The organism is Pantoea sp. DY-5 (assembly GCF_019795955.1).
In the GTDB taxonomy this organism is placed as follows: Bacteria; Pseudomonadota; Gammaproteobacteria; order Enterobacterales; family Enterobacteriaceae; genus Pantoea; species Pantoea leporis.
In genome coordinates, this window is record NZ_JAIMIE010000001.1 from 1,193,213 (window position 1) to 1,209,892 (window position 16,680).

Here is a 16,680-nt window from a genome sequence, read left to right on the forward strand (position 1 = left end):
GGAGTTACATAATGAAAAAATGGATCGTTGCTGCTGCGCTGGCAACTCTGGCAATGAATGCTTATGCGGCGGAAAAAATCCGCTTCGCCTCTTCCGCCACTTATCCCCCGTTCGAATCCCTTGATCACGACAACCAAATCGTGGGCTTCGATATCGATCTGGCAAAAGCACTGTGTCAGCAGATGAAAGCGGATTGCACCTTTACCAACAACGCCTTCGATAGCCTGATTCCGTCGCTGAAATTCCGTCGCTATGACGCAGTGATTTCCGGCATGGATATCACCGCCGATCGCAGCAAGCAGGTCGATTTCACCCAACCTTATTACGCTAACTCGGCGATTGTGATTGCGCATAAAGGCCAGTTCACCGACTTCAGCCAGCTGAAAGGCAAACGTGTTGGCGTTGAGAACGGCACCACACATCAGAAATACCTGCTGGAGAAACATCCGGAGGTGATTGCGGTGGCGTATGACAGCTACCAGAACGCGATTCTCGACCTGAAAAACGGTCGCCTGAACGGCGTGTTTGGTGACACGGCGGTGGTGAATCAGTGGCTCAAGGCCAATGACGATCTGAGCGCGGTAGGCGAGCACATCACCGATACCGACTTCTTCGGCACCGGTTTAGGTATCGCGGTACGCAAAGGCAATGCGCCGCTGCTGAACGAGCTGAACAGCGCGTTAGTGGCATTGAAGGCCAACGGGACCTGGCAGCAAATCAATCAGAAGTGGTTCCCGGAATAAGCATTATGGGATGGCGGAGCGTGCTGCCTGCCAGGTTCTGCACGTCCTCCGTGCAGGTGAACGTTACGCCGTCCCACCCTTCTTGCTCAGCAAACACAGCACTTCAAAATGCGCGGTATGCGGGAACATGTCGAACAGCTGCACGCGGCTCACGTCATAATCAGCCAGACGCGCGATATCCTGCGCCATGCTGCTGGGATTGCAGCTGGAATAGAGAATGTAATCCGGCGCCATCTCACTGAGATAAGCACACAACTCTGCGCCAATACCGCGACGCGGCGGATTCACCAGCACCAGCTGCGGCACCGCTTCACGCGAAGTGGCGAACTGCGTGGAATCCAGCGCGGCAAAACTCACTTTGTCTAACCCCAGCTGCTGTGCTGACTGCTGCGCACAGGCGATGGCTTCAGCATTGATTTCGATGCCGGTCAGCTGCATCTCGGGCGTTGCGCAGTGCAGGCCAAATCCCCCAACGCCACAAAACAGATCCCACATGCTGCTAACCGGCAACTGCGCGACCCAATCGCGCGCGGTGGCGTAGAGATCGGCCGCAACCTGTGGGTTGGTCTGGAAGAAGCTTTGCGGGCGGATATAGAGCGGCACCTGATTAAAGCGCTCCGCCAGCGCCTGATCCGGCGTCAGCGCAATCTCTTCGTCGCCTTCAAGAATCGCCATATGCACCGGCTGGATGTTGGCGGAGATCACCTTCAGCTGCGGCAGCTGCTGTTGCAGCCACGGCAAGGCATCGCGCAGCTGCTGCAGCTTGCTGGTGGAACGCAGCACAAAACGCAGCATCATGCCGCCCTGCGTACTCTCCGTCAGCAGCAGAAACTTCAGCTCACCGCGTTTGCGCGCCACGTTGTAAGGCGTTAAACCGGCGCGGGCGATGAAGGGTTTGAGTAGCGCGAACACTGCACTGAAGCTGTCGGGATAGAGCGGGCAAGCGCAGAGATCGACCGGTTCACCGTCGCGCGCCACCATGCCCAAAATCGGCCGCTCCACGCTCCCGCTGACTACCATTTTGGCCTTATTGCGAAACCCTTGCTGCGCGGATTGCACCGGCGGCAGCCATTCGCCCACCGGCTTCTCAGCCAGTAGTTGTTCCAGCAGCGACTGCTTGTCGTTGAGCTGTTGCGGATAGGGTTTTTCCAGCCACTGACACGAACGACAGCGACCGGCATCATAAAGCGCGCAATGCATGCAAATGCCTGTATTCAGAATCGGGAGAAAAAATGGGGGGCGATTGTATCACCGGCGCCGGAAAAAAGCGCGACTGCTGGCGGGCACAAACAGCAGCCCTAATACCAACACATCCGGGAGCTTTTGCAGCAGCGTGTGATGAATGATTTGGGCATTACTCTCACCGGGAATGCTAAAAATTTCCGGGTAGATCCAGCCCACCGATGCCATCAACATGTAGATCAGCACAATGATTTGCGTCGCCACATAGCCCCAGCGCCCACGATTGTTGCCGCGCATCAGAACAAAAGCGCAGCGCAGTTCAAACAGGAAAATCAGCTGGCTGGCGATAAAGATCAGGGTGGAATCCCAGGCTTGCGCGCTGCGATGCACGAAGTTGGCGAGTTCGTCGTAACCCAGTTCGTTGGCCAGCATCAACACGCTGAGGCAACGCGTAATAATGATAGCGCTGCCCGCCACCATCACGGGCACCGGTGTAGCGTTAATCATTGAACCGTGTTTCAGGGTTTCCGACATGGTGTAGCTCCGTAACCATAATAAAACGGGCCGATAAAATCAGCCCGTTCTTATAGTGACAAATGTTACGGCTTTCAGCCACGTTTTGCTTTCTGAATATCGCGTAAACGCTGCTTTTCTTCGTGCGCCATAAAGCGCCAGGCGATAAAACCCACTAAACCGACGACAAACAGAATCAGTGAGGCTAAGGCGTTGATCTCCGGGTTGACGCCACGACGCACGGTGGCGAAAATCGCCATCGGCAAGGTGGTTGCGCCTGGGCCGGTCACGAAGCTGGCAATCACCAAATCATCCAGCGACAAGGTAAACGCCAGCAGCCAGCCGGTAACGATCGCCGGCGCGATCATCGGTACGGTGATCACAAAGAACACTTTCACCGGCGTTGCGCCGAGATCCATCGCCGCCTCTTCAATCGAGCGGTCCAGTTCACGCAGACGCGAATTGATCACCACCGCCACGTAAGCAGTACAGAAGGTCACGTGCGCCAGCCAGATGGTCAGCATGCCGCGATCGCTCGGCCAGCCAAAGGTGTTACCCATCGCCACGAACAGCAGCAGCAAGGATAAACCGGTGATCACATCAGGCATTACCAGCGGCGCTGTCAGCATAAAGGCGAAGCCGTTATGTCCCCGGAAGCGGCCAAAGCGCACAATCACCACCGCCGCCATGGTGCCAAGCACCACCGCCATGGTGGCTGAGAGCGCGGCGATGGTCAGGCTGAGCCCCACCGCATCCAGCATCGCCTGATCCTGGAACAGCACTTTGTACCAGTGGAACGAGAAGCTCTCCCATACCGTGACCAGCGGCGAACTGTTGAAGGAGTAAACCACCAGCAGCAGCATCGGCGCATAGAGGAACATAAAGCACAGCAGCAGAATTACAGTGCGCCACGAAGAGCGAATAGTCGGTAACTGGCTCATTCTTTCTCTCCCACTTCACGGTTCTGATGCTTGTGGAACCAGATAATCGGCAATATCAGAATCAGCAGAATGATCACCGCCAGCGCGGACGCTACCGGCCAGTCACGGTTGTTAAAGAACTCCTGCCATAAAATACGCCCAATCATGATGCTGTCCGGACCGCCGAGCAGTTCCGGGATCACGTACTCGCCGACCGCCGGAATAAACACCAGCATTGAGCCGGCAATAATCCCGCCTTTGGTCAGCGGCACAATCACGCTGAAGAAGGTCTTCAGCGGACGTGCACCGAGATCCAGCGAAGCCTCCACCAGCGAATAATCAATACGCGTCAGCGCGGTATAAATTGGCAGCACCATAAACGGCAGATAGCAGTAAACGATACCGATATACACCGCCGTGTTGGTGTAGAGGATCACCAGCGGATGATCGATGACGCCGAGCCACATCAGGAAGCGGTTGAGAATGCCGTTGTTGTTGAGCAGGCCCATCCACGCGTAAACGCGCACCAGGAACGAGGTCCACGATGGCAGGATCACCAGCAGCAGTAAAATGGTGCGCATTGACGGCTTGCTGTGCGCCACCGCCCACGCCAGCGGATAACCGATCATCAGGCAGATAATGGTGGAGATGCCCGCCACTTTCAGCGACGTCAGGTACGCATCGGCATACAGCGGATCGTCGGTCAGCGTGAAGTAGTTACCGAGATTGAGCACCAGATTGAGCTGACCATCGGCCCAGGTGACCAAATCGGTGTACGGCGGAATGGCGCGCGCAATGTCGGCAAAGCTGATCTTCAGCACGATCAGGAACGGCAGCAGGAACAGCAAGATCAGCCACAGATACGGCAAGGCAATTACCAGCTTGCGGCCGTGCTGCATCTTGATGCGCGTCGCCCAGCGCTGCAGCGGCGTGCCCACCACTTCGGGCTCGCTGCGTTGAGAAATCTGGCTCATATCGCCCCCTTAAACCGTCAGAACCACACAGCTGTCGGCGTCCCAGCAGAGACGCACTTCATCGCCCCACGTTGGCGCGCCTTTGCGGTAGCGATGGGCGTTTTGCAACTGTGCGCTGATCATCTGGCCGCTGCGCAGACGCACGTGATAAATCGACAGGTCGCCGAGATAGGCGATGTGAACCACTTCACCCACGGCAAAGTTGCAGCCATCGGCAGGTACCTCTTCGCACAGCATCACTTTTTCCGGACGCAGCGCCACGTGGACCGGCACGTTATCGACCACGGAAACATCAGTCTGCACTTTCAGCGGATGCACTAAGCCCGGCGCATCAATGATCAGCGCCTCTTCGCCGCGTTCGCGCAGTAAACCTTCAAACACATTCACCGAACCGATGAACTCGGCGCTGTAGCGGCTGGTGGGATGCTCGTAGATCTCTTCCGGCTCACCAATCTGCACAAATTTACCGCGGTTCATGATGGCGATGCGGCCCGCCATGGTCATCGCTTCTTCCTGATCGTGCGTCACCATTACGCAGGTGGCGCCGACACGTTCAAGAATATCGACCACTTCGTGCTGCATGCGGTCACGCAGTTTTTTATCCAGCGCGCCCATCGGCTCGTCGAGCAGCAGCAGTTTGGGACGCTTCGCCAGGCTACGCGCCAGCGCCACACGCTGACGCTGACCGCCAGAGAGCTGATGCGGCTTACGCTTCGCGAACTCCTGCATGTGCACCAGCGACAGCATCTCTTCGACGCGGCTGCTGATTTCGCCTTTCGGCAGTTTGTCCTGTTTCAGGCCAAAGGCAATGTTCTGCTCCACCGTCATGTGCGGGAACAGTGCGTAGGACTGGAACATCATGTTGATTGGGCGCTGATACGGCGGAACGTGGGAGAGATCCTGACCATCCAGCACAATCTGGCCGCTGGTGGGCGGTTCGAATCCCGCCAGCATGCGCAGCAAGGTCGATTTACCACAGCCGGATGCGCCCAGCAGCGCAAAAATCTCACCTTTGTAAATGGTCAGACTGACATCATCCACGGCGTGCTGGCCGTCAAAAGATTTAGTCAGGTTGCGAATTTCCAGCAGCGGCGTCATCGCCTTAGCCGTTTTATTTGGGGGGCGGGGAATCGCGTCGTTCACTAACATTTCTCCGGCGCTAAAATCGCGCGGCACAGCCAGCCGCTAAAAATGGCACAACAGAGGCCATTACTGCGCCTCTGCTGTCGTCTTCAGGCAATAATCGTTCAGAACGAATTACTTACCACTTTTTACTTTAGTCCATGCACGGGTACGCACACGATCCAGTTTCGGATCCTGGACCTTGAGCACAAACAATTTGGCCATGGCATCCGGCGTTGGGAAGATGCCCGGATTGTTACGCACGTCCGCATTGATCAGCGGCAGCGAGGCTTTGTTACCGTTGGCATAGTTCATGTTGTTGGAAACATCAGCGATGACTTTTGGATCCATCATGTAGTTAAGGAATTGGTAGGCGCCTTCCACATTTTTCGCGTCTTTTGGAATCGCAAACATGTCGAAGAATGCCAGTGCGCCCTGCTTCGGCACGATATAGCCAAGATGCACGCCGTTGTTGGCTTTGTCCGCACGATCTTTTGCCTGCAGGATATCGCCCGACCAGCCAATCGCCACGCAGATGTTGCCGTTCGCCAGGTCGTTAATGTACTGCGACGAATGGAAGTAACGGATGTTCGGGCGCAGTTTCAGCAGCAAATCAGTGGCTGCGCCAGAGTAATCTTTCGCGTCAGAGCTGTTTGGATCTTTGCCAAGGTAGTTCAGTACGGTGGCGAAAATCTCTTCCGGCGCATCAAGGAAGGACACCCCGCAGCCTTTCAGTTTTTCCAGATTTTCCGGTTTCAGCACCAGATCCCAGCTATCCAGCGGCACATCTTTGCCCAGTGCGGCTTTCACTTTATCGACGTTATAGCCGATGCCGGTGGTGCCCCACAGATAAGGAATGGCGTATTTGTTACCCGGATCGTGCTGAGCCACTTTCGCCATCAGATCGGGATCGAGGTTTTTGTAGTTCGGCAGCTTGCTCTTATCCAGCTCCTGGAACACGCCGGATTGCAGCTGACGCGCGAGGAAGCTCGATGACGGCACCACCACGTCATAACCGGTGCTACCGGCCATCAGTTTGCCTTCCAACACTTCGTTGGAATCAAAGACGTCATACACCACTTTATCGCCGGTCTGCTTTTCGAAGTTGGGCACGGTATCCGCCGCGATATAATCGGACCAGTTATACACATGTACCGTACTGCCTTCGGCCTGCACACCGCCGGCCGCAGCCATCAATGCACCAGCAACCACACCTGACAACCATGTTTTACGTTGGTTGAACATGTTTTACTTCCTCCTGAGCGGGTCATCACAACGCTGCATACACGGCGATCCGGACGTTGCGTTTTCTGTTAAATCACAGGCACACAATGAATCAATATTCAGCGGGAGTTTAATAGCAAAAACCTATACCTGCGCTGAGGTTGCACGTCTCAAGCAGCCCCGCAAGAATAGCCCCCCCGCACCACCTTCACCAGATCTCAGCTTAAAAAACGCCTTTTTGCGATGAGTTATGCATGTTTCTGCTATGGGGTTTGGCACTAGTGGCATAAAGCACGACTAATATCTGGCAATAAAGGGCAAAGTGCAGAATAAAAAGTGGTGGGGCAAAAATGAAAACTGCCGCAAAAAGCGGCAGTTAGCGAGGCGGGGAACTCAGTGCAGCATCGCGTGGCTGCTGGAGCTCGGCTGTCGCTCCTCTTCTTCTTCAACCACCAGCAGGTGGTTAGCAAAGGCTTCCATGATTACCATAGAAACGCCCTCTTCACTCTGCTTCATAAAGTGGGAGAACTGCCCGAAGGTTAATCCGGCGCTGGTACTGATCGACTGGCAGACAATCAGCTTCGGCAGATTGTCGTCCTGAATATCAACAAAGGCTTTAATCGTTAGCGAACTGGCATTGATCTGCGAGAGATCGCCCACCAGCGGAATCAGCGCCGTAGGTTTTACTTCTGCCAGCGCGGAGAAGAGGATAACGTTATCCACCAGGTCAATTTTTGCATCAAACACCCCGTCAAAATTCTGCATGTGCGGCAGGTGCAGTGCCTGACAGGCATCGCATTCGAACCAGGTGATATTTTGTTGATCCAGCCAGCGACGCAGCACGTCAATGTCCGGAACGACCAGTGAATCCATCGTAATATCCTGTGGGGTGAAGAAATAAGCGCCTTAGCTTACGGAAAAACCGATCTGGATGCCACGAAAACCGCTGAAAAGCGCCGGTTAGCCGCCGGTTTTAGGACGATAGCCGGGACAAGCGTGCTGCTCAATCCACGTGATCATCATGGTGGCGATATCTAAACCGGTAATGCCCTCAATCCCTTCCAGTCCCGGCGAGGCGTTCACTTCCATAACCAGCGGACCACGCTGGGCGCGCAGGATATCCACACCGGCCACTTCCAGCCCCAGCGTACTGGCGGCTTTCACCGCGATTTCGCGCTCCTGTTCAGTGATCTCCACCGCACGCGCTTTGCCGCCGCGATGCAGATTGGAGCGAAAATCGCCCTCTTTCGCCTCGCGCTCAATCGCTGCCACCACTTCATTGCCAATCACCAGGCAGCGAATATCGCGTCCTTGCGCTTCCTTGATGAACTCCTGCACCAGAATATGGGCATTGAGGCCACGAAAAGCGTCAATCACGCTCTCCGCTGCCTGCCGCGTTTCCGCCAGCACCACACCGATGCCCTGTGTGCCCTCCACCAGTTTCACCACCAGCGGCGCACCGCCCACCATCGCGATCAAATCATCAGTATCATCCGGCGAAGAAGCAAAACCGGTGATCGGCATATCAATGCCCTCACGCGCCAGCAGCTGCAGCGAACGCAGTTTGTCGCGCGCGCGGGTAATGGCCACCGATTCATTGAGTGGATAGCTGCCGCGCACTTCGAACTGACGCAGCACCGCGGTGCCGTAAAAAGTGGTAGCGGTGCCGATGCGCGGGATCACCGCATCAAAATGCCCCAGCGCCTCGCCGCGATAGTGCACCGCAGGCGAATCGGAATTGATGTTCATGTAGCAGGAGAGCGGATCGATCATCTGCACTTGATGGCCACGCTCCTCCGCGGCGTCGCGCAGACGCTTACACGAATAGATCGATCCATCGCGAGTGAGAATGGCCATTTTCATTACAGAGTTCCTTGTGCTTAGCGCGTCGCCCAGCCCTGCTGATGCAGGTAATCCAGTATGAAGGGACGCGTTTCTTTAATAATCAGACGCTGAATCAGCTGACTCCAGGTTTCGGAACGCTGGTTGCTATCACGCTGCTGATAATAGGCGGTAATTTGCTCATCGTATTGCGCCAACAGATTTTTATCGACTGCATGATAGCGGTTTTCATGTACCAGCATCGCGTGCGGCATGCGGGGTTTAACATCGGGTGTATCAGCCGGATGGCCGATGCAGAAGCCGAACAGCGGCAGCACAAACTTCGGCAGTTCAAGCAGCTCGGTCACTTCAGCTATGCTGTTGCGAATCCCGCCAATAAATACGCCGCCAAGGCCCAGCGATTCCGCCGCCACCATGGCATTTTGCGCCATCAGCGCGGTATCAACGCAACCGAGCAGCAGCTGTTCAGCACGCCCCAGTTGCGCATCCGGGCAGATCTGTTGATGACGATTGAAATCCGCGCAGAACACCCAAAACTCCGCCGCTGCGCTGACCCAAGGCTGGCCGCCGGTCAGCTGGACCAGCTGCTCGCGCTTAGCGGGATCGGTGATACGAATAATTGAGGAGCACTGTAAAAAGCTGGAGGTCGAAGCCGCTTGTGCCGCTGCAATGATGGCGCTGCGTTGCGCCTCGTCAATGCCCTGTTCGGTAAAAGCGCGAATGGAACGGTGGCTGCACAGTAAATCGATAGTCGGCGTCATAAATTCTCTCCGGTGGTTACTTCTTTTTGTTGGAATGATTGAACAATTGCGGGGCCATCGCCTTCGCCGTGCGCCACATCATCATCCATGCCGCAGGCAGCATCAGCGCGATGCCAAGAAAAAACAGCAGCGTCGCCAGCGGCTTTTGGGCGATAAAATCAGGTGCGCTCACCCAATCGTTGGTAAGCAACAAGGCGCCAATGACGGCAAGCACGCCGAGCACTTCGAGTAGCAACACGGGTTTGGGTAATGTGGCGAGATTACGCATGCGATGGTTCCTTGATTGTTCTTTCAGCGTTAGCCGCATTTTACCCAATGTATAGGCGGTAAGTATTAGAGTAACAGGTATATTCTTCTTCCTTTAAGCAGGATGGGCGGGCATGATGTGACGCATTATTCACGCTGTGATGTGATTCTAGTCACAAAACAGCAGCGGAAGGAGAGAAGCAATGATTGCAGTGATTTTTGGCCGTTCTGGCTGCCCTTACTGCGTACGTGCGAAAGAGTTGGCGGCTAAGCTGACCAGCGAGCGCGACGATTTTAACTATCAGTACGTGGATATTCAGGCCACCGGCATTACTAAAGCCGATCTGGAAGCCCGTGCCGGCAAGCCGGTGACAACCGTGCCGCAGATTTTCCTCGACGATCAGCACATCGGTGGTTACACCGAATTCGCTGCCTGGACCAAAGAAAACCTGGGTATCGAAGCCTAAGAGAACGGGCCTGCGGGCCCGTTTTTGCAGGTACTATTCGGCTCGCATCGCCAGCATAATCCGCAGCAAGCGCACCAGCAGCGCACCACAGCCCGCCCAAAACAGCGCACTCAAACTCCAGGCCACAATCAACAAGCCGCTGTGCGTCATTGGCACCGCCAGCATTAACCACATCATACCCAGCAGCGTACCGCCTAGCGCGACCCACAAGGTGCTGATAAGCGGACTTTGCGGCTGCAGTAGCGCCATCAAACATCCCGGCAGTAAAAACAGCAGTAATTCTGGCTGTCCGCGTACGGCTTGTTCACTGGCAGCGGACCAGAAATGATGTGCATAAATAAACACCAGCGTATAAAGCATCACGCCCAGAATGGATGCTGGCCAGCGATTATTGCGCTGCAACATAATTATCCTCAACTTTGACGTTAACAATTATGAAACTTTTACTGCCCTGATGCGCACGACTGGAAATAAAAAGAAACAGCTGGAGGCGAAAGGAATGAAAACTGCCGATAGCTGAGGGTGTTAATTATGATTAGAATGACGCCGCTTTAGATTTCGGCTTGAACGCTTTTGTTGCAGGAACCTTAACGTTCGGCACAAGATAGCGAAAAAAGTCCCTCTCATCAACTGGTTACAGGTTAAGAAGAAGTTAAACCGTGAACATTAACGTCGCAGAATTGTTAAGCGGAAATGACGTTCTGTTATTATTTGTCGTTTTAGCCCTCGGACTCTGCTTAGGTAAATTACGCCTCGGTTCGGTCCAACTCGGTAATTCCATTGGAGTCCTGGTGGTTTCGTTGATTTTAGGTCAACAGCATTTCGCCATTAATACTGACGCATTAAGTCTTGGCTTTATGTTGTTTATTTTTTGTGTTGGCGTGGAAGCCGGGCCTAACTTTTTCTCGATATTTTTCCGCGACGGTAAAAACTACTTCTTTCTGGCGATTGTCATGGTGGTCAGCGCGCTGTTAATCGCCCTGACGCTCGGCAAAGTATTCGGCTGGGATATTGGTTTAACCGCGGGCATGTTGGCCGGTTCAATGACCTCAACGCCGGTGCTGGTAGGTGCTGGCGATACGTTGCGGCAAAGCATTAGCGACAGCCATCAGCTCACTTTGATGCAGGATAACCTCAGCCTCGGATATGCCCTCACCTATCTGGTAGGTTTAGTCAGCCTGATTTTTGGCGCCCGCTATCTGCCGCGCCTGCAGCATCAGGATCTGCCGACCTGCGCGCAGCAAATCGCGCGCGAGCGCGGCCTCGACGCCGATAGCCAGCGCAAAGTGTTTCTGCCGGTGATCCGCGCGTATCGCGTGGGTCCGGAACTGGTGGAGTGGAGCGGCGGTAAAAACCTGCGCGAGCTGGGTATTCATCGCCAGACCGGCTGCTACATCGAGCGTTTGCGCCGTAACGGTATTCTCGCTAGCCCGGACGGTGACGCGATGCTGCAGCTGGGCGACGATATCTCGCTGGTGGGCTATCCCGATGCGCACGCGCGTCTTGATCCCAGCTTCCGTAACGGCAAAGAGGTGTTCGACCGTGACCTGCTGGATATGCGCATCGTCACCGAAGAGATTGTGGTGAAAAATCACAACGCGGTGAACAAGCGCCTGAGTCATCTCAAACTGACCGATCACGGCTGCTTCCTCAACCGGGTGATTCGCAGCCAAATCGAAATGCCGATCGATGACAGCATTATGCTAAACAAAGGCGATGTGCTGCAGGTAAGCGGCGAAGCGCGTCGCGTGAAAAGCCTGGCTGATCGCATTGGCTTTATCGCCATTCACAGCCAAATCACCGATCTGCTGGCCTTCTGCGCCTTTTTTATCGTCGGCTTGATGGTCGGGATGATCACCTTCCAGTTCAGCAATTTCAGCTTCGGCATCGGTAACGCCGCTGGACTGTTGTTCGCAGGCATCATGCTGGGCTTTATGCGCGCTAACCATCCTACGTTTGGCTATATCCCGCAGGGTGCGCTAACGATGGTGAAAGAGTTTGGCCTGATGGTGTTTATGGCGGGCGTAGGTCTGAGCGCGGGCAGCGGCTTGCAGCACGGTTTCGGCAGCGCCGGCGCGTTGATGCTGCTGAGTGGCTTGCTGGTGAGTTTGCTGCCGGTGGTGATTTGCTATCTGTTCGGCGCTTACGTGCTGCGTATGAACCGCGCGCTGCTGTTTGGTGCCATCATGGGCGCGCGTACCTGTGCGCCAGCGATGGAGATCATCAGCGATACCGCGCGCAGCAGCATTCCAGCCTTGGGCTATGCAGGAACGTATGCGATCGCGAATGTTTTGCTGACGCTGGCCGGTACCCTGATCGTGATAATCTGGCCGCTTTTGCCTTTATAAAAATATTTTTGCGCTGTCCAGAACTTTCTTCTGGGGTCGCAGTCTGAATAAGTGCCACTGCTTTTCTTTGAAATCCCCAAATTGTGGAGCCCGCCGGTCACTGACTTGCGGGTTTTTTTATGGCTGCCATTCTGCCGCTTAAGGTTCTTCTCAGACAAAAATTCCATCCTGCCACTCTGACGTCGATTTTTTAAATCTTCATGCAACTTTCATCAAAGTTAAACACTCCAACAACCCGCGATAAGATTAAGAGCGCGACTATTTATTACTGGTTCGGACGCTTCTAGGCTATCAGCTTTATTTTGCAGGCAATTTTGCTCTGCTGTTTTTCGGGTAAACAAGACGAGGACAAGGAATCGTGATGGAAGCATTGAACCACACGCTCTTTTTATGGATCAACGCCACAGAGGATTCACCGCAGTGGCTGATCACTCTGGCGACCTTTATCGCCAAAGATGTGATAGCCATCGTACCGTTGCTGATTGTGGCGCTGTGGCTGTGGGGACCGCGCGATCAGGTGCAGTCTCAACGCGAGCTGGTGCTAAAAACCGGCATGGCGCTGTTGTATGCGCTGAGCATTTCGTGGTGCGTCGGGCAGCTGCTGCCGCATCCGCGTCCGTTCGCTATTGGTTTTGGCCATCAGTTACTGTCACACCGACCTGATGATTCCTATCCGAGCGATCACGGCACCACCATTTTCACCTTTGCGCTGGCATTTATCTTCTGGCATCGACTTTGGTCAGGTGTGGTGTTGCTGGTGATAGGCAGCGCCATCGCCTGGTCACGCGTCTATCTTGGCGTGCACTGGCCGCTGGATATGCTGGGCGGATTCCTGGTTGGCTTGCTGGGTTGTCTGGCGTCGCACATGGCGTGGCAGCTGTATGGCGAACGCATGCTGGCGTTTACGCATCAGGTGTATCGCGCGCTGTTCGCCATGCCGATTAAGAAAGGGTGGATTCGTGAGTAAGAGATGGGGTCGCCATTAATGACGAGCCTGTAAAAAACGGTGCGCATCAAGCGCACCGTTTTTGTCTCAACTAAACCACTTCCCGAACCAGCCGTGGAATTTCATCATGATGAAATCCCAAATGCGGCCAACAAAGCCACCTTCCGGCACCGCTTCCATCGTCACCAGCGGACGTTGCTCAATGGTTTTGCCATCCAGCTGGAAATCGATAGTGCCCACCACCTGATTCTTCTCCAGCGGCGCTTCCAGCTGCGGTGAATTCAGGGTAAAGCTGGCCTTGAGGTTTTTCATCTGCCCTTTTGGCACGGTGATCGCGGCGTCTTTTGCGACGCCAAGATTGACCTGGCTGCGATCGCCAAACCAAACGCGCTGCTGCGCAAACGGTTTATCGGCCTTAATCGGCGTCACGGTTTCATAGAAGCGGAAGCCCCACGTCAGCAACTTCTCACTTTCGCGGAAACGCGTGGCATCGGTCGCCGCACCGAGCACCACGGAAATCAGCCGCATATCGCCTTCGGTTGCCGACGCCACCAGATTGTTACCCGCGCCGGAGGTATGACCGGTTTTAATGCCATCCACCTTGAGATTGGTGCTCCACAGCAGACGGTTGCGGTTCATCTGCTTAATCTTATTGAAGGTGAACTCTTTTTCACTGTTGATCGCATACTCTTCCGGCACATCGCTAATCAGGCGCTGGCCGATAATCGCCATATCACGCGCGGTGCTGTACTGCCCTTCGGCGTCCAGGCCGTGTACCGTCATAAAGTGGGTGTTTTGCAGGCCAAAGGCTTTGACGTAGTTGTTCATCAACCCGATAAACGAATCCTGGCTGCCCGCGACATAATCAGCCAGCGCGATACAGGCATCGTTGCCGGATTGAATCACCACACCTTTATTCAGCTCAGAGACCGGAATGCGATCGCCGGGTTTAAGGAACATCAGCGATGAGCCGCGCAGCTTGGGATTGCCGGTTGCCCACGCATCCTGGCCAATGGTAACCATGTCATCGTTGTGAATCTTGCCCGATTTCAGCGCCTGGCCGACCACATAGCTGGTCATCATTTTGGTCAAACTGGCGGGATCGAGGCGTTGATCGGCATTGGATTCCGCCAACACTTTGCCGCTGTTGTAGTCCATTAAAATCCAGGCTTTGGCGTCAATTTGCGGTGCCGCAGGTGCCTGTTCAGCCAGGGTAGCTGCGGGGATAAAGAGTAAAAGAAGTGAAGACGCAGCCAACGGCCGCCAGACAGAAGCGAAGGTGTTTTTTCTCATGAGCGTGACCAGATTGTCCTTGTTAAATCTCGGTTTTCTTGCAGGCAAGACATGTCTTGCCTCACGCTAACGGTTCAGGCCAGCGAAAAAAACCGTCCAATCGTAAAGTTTTATAGAGTTTATTAGAGTAACCCTGGCACCAAGCGTGCAGCGCCGCCACTTTTGCCCATCTGACTCCCGAAAAAATTTGCGTGTAATTCCGATTTTTCGCAGAACGGTTAAGCCAGTCACAAATTTCCGCTAACCTGAACTCAGTCAGCCTGAGGAGAGCCGCGATGGACTTAGCCATTTTCGATTTGGACGAAACCCTGATTTGTGAAGACAGCACCAGCCTTTGGCTGCACTGGTTGGTTTCACAGGGCTTTGCCCCCGAAGAGATCATCCAGCAGGAGAAAATCCTGATGGAGCAATATCACACCGGTACGTTATCCATTGAAGAGTATATGAACACCACGCTGGCGCCACTCGCCGGCATGGCTACGATGACCGTTGAAGGCTGGGTACGCCGCTTTATCCATCGCGACATCATGCCGCGCGTGTTCCCTGCCGCCCGCGAGCGTATTAAGTGGCACCAGCAGCGCGGCGACACGGTAATGATCATCACCGCCAGCGGCGATCATCTTGCGGTGCCCATCGCCGAACGCCTTGGTGTACACGGCGCGCTGGCGATAGGCGTGGAAGTGGTGGATGAACGCTACAGCGGACAAACCTACGGCACCATGACCTATCGCGAAGGTAAAGTGACACGCCTCAGTGACTGGAAAGCGTTACAGCAAGATCAACGCTTTGAACGCACCTGGGCTTACAGCGATTCGATGAATGATTTACCGCTGCTGGCACATGCCGATCATGCGTGGGTGGTCAATCCCAATCCGCTGCTGCTGCAGGAAGCACAACAGCGCGGATGGGAAGTGTGTAACTGGGCACGCTAATTTAACCGCGTGGGGCGCTGGCTGTGTCTGGCAGCCCCACTTTCAGCAGCTTGCCGTTGGATTCATCGGTTAGCACGTACAGATAACCATCCGGGCCTTGCCGCACATCTCGAATACGCTCACCACGATTTTCCAGCAATCTCTGCTCCTCCACCACTTTCTCGCCGTTAACCTGCAAGCGAATCAAACTCTTCTCTTTCAGCGCACCAATAAACAGTGAATTTTTCCACTGCGGGAAACGCGCGCTGTTATAGAACGCCATGCCGCTGATGGCCGGCGAGACTTTCCAGAAATGCAGCGGTTGCTCGGTGCCTTCGACTTCACTGCCCTTCGCTTCCGGCACTTTCTGCCCGCTGTAATCAATGCCGTGCGTCGCCAGCGGCCAGCCGTAATTTTTGCCCTTCTCGGGGATGTTGACCTCATCACCACCGCGCGGGCCGTGTTCGCTTTCCCACATTTGCTGCGTCCACGGATTGAGCGCCAGCCCTTGTGGATTGCGCATGCCGTAGGACCAGATTTCCGCGCGCGCGCCTTGACGATCGACAAACGGATTGTCCGGTGGAATTTCACCGTCTTTGGTCAGACGCACGATTTTTCCGGAGAGTTTATCCAGCTGTTGCGCGCTGCTGCTGGCGAAGTTGTCACCGAAGGCGATATAGAGAAAGCCCTGACGATCAAATGCCAGTCGCGTGCCGATATTGGCGCCGCCCGACAGCTTCGGCGTTTGCTCCAGCACCACTTTAAAGTCACTCAGCTGACGGTTGTCATTGCTCAGGCGACCATAACCCACCACGCCACCCGCCCGACCGCTGGCATCGGCGGTGGTGTAGCTGAGCCACACGCGGCGGCTTTCGGCGAAGTCCGGTGCCAGCACCACATCCAGCAAGCCACCCTGACGATTCGCCCACACCTTCGGCACCCCGCCGATCGGTGGCGACAAGCCTTTACCCGGCTGCCAACTGCGCAGCTGGCCGGATCGTTCAGTGATCAACAACGTTTGATTGTCGGGCAGAAAAGCCACGGACCACGGATGGTCGATCTTGTCCTGAAGCACCTGAACCTGCACATCGGCAGCGAATAACGGTAAGGACGTGCTTAAAGCGCCAAACAGCAGCGCGGCGGGCAGTAAACGCATGGCATTCTCCTTTATCACGGTCTGCCGTAAAG

At 55.0% G+C, this 16,680-nt stretch carries 18 protein-coding genes; 5 read left to right on the plus strand and 13 right to left on the minus strand.

Features of this window, described 5'->3' with window-relative positions; translation table 11 throughout:
• Positions 1 to 11 precede the first annotated feature (11 nt).
• Positions 12 to 743 carry an arginine ABC transporter substrate-binding protein gene (gene artJ / locus K5Y30_RS05670; protein ID WP_101760980.1) on the plus strand — a complete coding sequence of 244 codons (732 nt, stop codon included), beginning with the start codon at positions 12 to 14 and terminating at the stop codon, positions 741 to 743.
• Positions 744 to 806: 63 nt separating this feature from the next.
• On the opposite strand, the gene rlmC is transcribed toward artJ, so the two are convergent.
• The 10 genes from rlmC to K5Y30_RS05720 all read right to left on the minus strand — a co-directional run bounded on the left by rlmC (position 807) and on the right by K5Y30_RS05720 (position 9,549).
• Entirely contained in the window at positions 807 to 1,943 is a 1,137-nt protein-coding gene (rlmC, locus tag K5Y30_RS05675) for a 23S rRNA (uracil(747)-C(5))-methyltransferase RlmC (RefSeq protein ID WP_222210671.1), read from the minus strand.
• A gap of 48 nt (positions 1,944 to 1,991) precedes the next feature.
• Complete coding sequence (locus K5Y30_RS05680; protein WP_222181717.1) at positions 1,992 to 2,459, minus strand: YbjO family protein; 468 nt, start codon at positions 2,457 to 2,459, stop codon at positions 1,992 to 1,994.
• Between the two features lie 74 nt (positions 2,460 to 2,533).
• A complete protein-coding gene (gene potI, locus K5Y30_RS05685; protein WP_222181716.1) occupies positions 2,534 to 3,379 on the minus strand; it encodes a putrescine ABC transporter permease PotI in 846 nt (281 codons plus the stop codon).
• On the minus strand, positions 3,376 to 4,332 hold the full coding sequence (gene potH, locus K5Y30_RS05690; protein ID WP_176970900.1) for a putrescine ABC transporter permease PotH: 957 nt from the start codon (positions 4,330 to 4,332) through the stop codon (positions 3,376 to 3,378). The genes potI and potH overlap by 4 nt, the downstream gene beginning before the upstream one ends.
• A gap of 9 nt (positions 4,333 to 4,341) precedes the next feature.
• Entirely contained in the window at positions 4,342 to 5,475 is a 1,134-nt protein-coding gene (gene potG / locus K5Y30_RS05695) for a putrescine ABC transporter ATP-binding subunit PotG (protein WP_222210935.1), read from the minus strand.
• 114 nt (positions 5,476 to 5,589) lie between these two features.
• Positions 5,590 to 6,699, minus strand: a complete 1,110-nt coding sequence (gene potF / locus K5Y30_RS05700; protein WP_222210672.1) for a spermidine/putrescine ABC transporter substrate-binding protein PotF — start codon at positions 6,697 to 6,699, stop codon at positions 5,590 to 5,592.
• 372 nt (positions 6,700 to 7,071) lie between these two features.
• Entirely contained in the window at positions 7,072 to 7,551 is a 480-nt protein-coding gene (locus tag K5Y30_RS05705; RefSeq protein WP_008102469.1) for a YbjN domain-containing protein, read from the minus strand.
• 87 nt (positions 7,552 to 7,638) lie between these two features.
• Positions 7,639 to 8,541, minus strand: coding sequence for a 30S ribosomal protein S6--L-glutamate ligase (gene rimK / locus K5Y30_RS05710; protein ID WP_137385472.1), 903 nt, complete (start codon positions 8,539 to 8,541; stop codon positions 7,639 to 7,641).
• Between the two features lie 17 nt (positions 8,542 to 8,558).
• A complete protein-coding gene (nfsA, locus tag K5Y30_RS05715) occupies positions 8,559 to 9,281 on the minus strand; it encodes an oxygen-insensitive NADPH nitroreductase (protein ID WP_101760988.1) in 723 nt (240 codons plus the stop codon).
• Between the two features lie 16 nt (positions 9,282 to 9,297).
• The gene (locus K5Y30_RS05720) at positions 9,298 to 9,549 is read right to left on the minus strand and encodes a DUF1418 family protein (protein WP_222210673.1); all 252 of its coding nucleotides are present in this window, start codon (positions 9,547 to 9,549) and stop codon (positions 9,298 to 9,300) included.
• A 181-nt stretch (positions 9,550 to 9,730) separates the two neighbouring features.
• Between K5Y30_RS05720 and K5Y30_RS05725 the strand changes: the two genes are divergently transcribed.
• Positions 9,731 to 9,994, plus strand: coding sequence for a GrxA family glutaredoxin (locus tag K5Y30_RS05725; protein WP_222181713.1), 264 nt, complete (start codon positions 9,731 to 9,733; stop codon positions 9,992 to 9,994).
• Between the two features lie 33 nt (positions 9,995 to 10,027).
• Here the strand turns inward: K5Y30_RS05725 and ybjM are convergent, their stop codons facing one another.
• Positions 10,028 to 10,399, minus strand: coding sequence for an inner membrane protein YbjM (gene ybjM, locus K5Y30_RS05730; RefSeq protein WP_222210674.1), 372 nt, complete (start codon positions 10,397 to 10,399; stop codon positions 10,028 to 10,030).
• Positions 10,400 to 10,653: 254 nt separating this feature from the next.
• Here ybjM and K5Y30_RS05735 point away from each other — a divergent pair, with 254 nt between their 5' ends.
• Together K5Y30_RS05735 and ybjG are read left to right on the plus strand one after the other, a co-directional pair.
• Positions 10,654 to 12,342 (plus strand): aspartate:alanine antiporter, encoded by a 1,689-nt coding sequence (locus K5Y30_RS05735; RefSeq protein ID WP_101760991.1) that lies wholly within the window; start codon positions 10,654 to 10,656, stop codon positions 12,340 to 12,342.
• A gap of 361 nt (positions 12,343 to 12,703) precedes the next feature.
• Positions 12,704 to 13,309 (plus strand): undecaprenyl-diphosphate phosphatase, encoded by a 606-nt coding sequence (gene ybjG / locus K5Y30_RS05740; protein ID WP_101760992.1) that lies wholly within the window; start codon positions 12,704 to 12,706, stop codon positions 13,307 to 13,309.
• Positions 13,310 to 13,375: 66 nt separating this feature from the next.
• Here ybjG and K5Y30_RS05745 read toward each other — a convergent pair whose 3' ends face one another.
• On the minus strand, positions 13,376 to 14,581 hold the full coding sequence (locus K5Y30_RS05745) for a serine hydrolase (protein WP_101760993.1): 1,206 nt from the start codon (positions 14,579 to 14,581) through the stop codon (positions 13,376 to 13,378).
• A gap of 275 nt (positions 14,582 to 14,856) precedes the next feature.
• On the opposite strand from K5Y30_RS05745, the gene K5Y30_RS05750 reads away from it, so the two are divergent.
• Positions 14,857 to 15,513 carry an HAD family phosphatase gene (locus K5Y30_RS05750; protein ID WP_222210675.1) on the plus strand — a complete coding sequence of 219 codons (657 nt, stop codon included), beginning with the start codon at positions 14,857 to 14,859 and terminating at the stop codon, positions 15,511 to 15,513.
• A 1-nt stretch (position 15,514) separates the two neighbouring features.
• On the opposite strand, the gene K5Y30_RS05755 is transcribed toward K5Y30_RS05750, so the two are convergent.
• Positions 15,515 to 16,648 (minus strand): PQQ-dependent sugar dehydrogenase, encoded by a 1,134-nt coding sequence (locus K5Y30_RS05755; protein ID WP_222210676.1) that lies wholly within the window; start codon positions 16,646 to 16,648, stop codon positions 15,515 to 15,517.
• Positions 16,649 to 16,680 lie beyond the last annotated feature (32 nt).

Coding starts and splice junctions, on each gene's coding strand:
- artJ (WP_101760980.1), top strand. CDS start 12: ATGAAAAAATGGATCGTTGCTGCTGCGCTGGCAACTCTGGCAATGAAT.
- potF (WP_222210672.1), bottom strand. CDS start 6,699: ATGTTCAACCAACGTAAAACATGGTTGTCAGGTGTGGTTGCTGGTGCA.
- K5Y30_RS05725 (WP_222181713.1), top strand. CDS start 9,731: ATGATTGCAGTGATTTTTGGCCGTTCTGGCTGCCCTTACTGCGTACGT.
- potH (WP_176970900.1), bottom strand. CDS start 4,332: ATGAGCCAGATTTCTCAACGCAGCGAGCCCGAAGTGGTGGGCACGCCG.
- K5Y30_RS05720 (WP_222210673.1), bottom strand. CDS start 9,549: ATGCGTAATCTCGCCACATTACCCAAACCCGTGTTGCTACTCGAAGTG.
- rlmC (WP_222210671.1), bottom strand. CDS start 1,943: ATGCATTGCGCGCTTTATGATGCCGGTCGCTGTCGTTCGTGTCAGTGG.
- potI (WP_222181716.1), bottom strand. CDS start 3,379: ATGAGCCAGTTACCGACTATTCGCTCTTCGTGGCGCACTGTAATTCTG.
- rimK (WP_137385472.1), bottom strand. CDS start 8,541: ATGAAAATGGCCATTCTCACTCGCGATGGATCGATCTATTCGTGTAAG.
- K5Y30_RS05705 (WP_008102469.1), bottom strand. CDS start 7,551: ATGGATTCACTGGTCGTTCCGGACATTGACGTGCTGCGTCGCTGGCTG.
- nfsA (WP_101760988.1), bottom strand. CDS start 9,281: ATGACGCCGACTATCGATTTACTGTGCAGCCACCGTTCCATTCGCGCT.
- K5Y30_RS05750 (WP_222210675.1), top strand. CDS start 14,857: ATGGACTTAGCCATTTTCGATTTGGACGAAACCCTGATTTGTGAAGAC.
- K5Y30_RS05680 (WP_222181717.1), bottom strand. CDS start 2,459: ATGTCGGAAACCCTGAAACACGGTTCAATGATTAACGCTACACCGGTG.
- ybjG (WP_101760992.1), top strand. CDS start 12,704: ATGGAAGCATTGAACCACACGCTCTTTTTATGGATCAACGCCACAGAG.
- ybjM (WP_222210674.1), bottom strand. CDS start 10,399: ATGTTGCAGCGCAATAATCGCTGGCCAGCATCCATTCTGGGCGTGATG.
- K5Y30_RS05745 (WP_101760993.1), bottom strand. CDS start 14,581: ATGAGAAAAAACACCTTCGCTTCTGTCTGGCGGCCGTTGGCTGCGTCT.
- K5Y30_RS05755 (WP_222210676.1), bottom strand. CDS start 16,648: ATGCGTTTACTGCCCGCCGCGCTGCTGTTTGGCGCTTTAAGCACGTCC.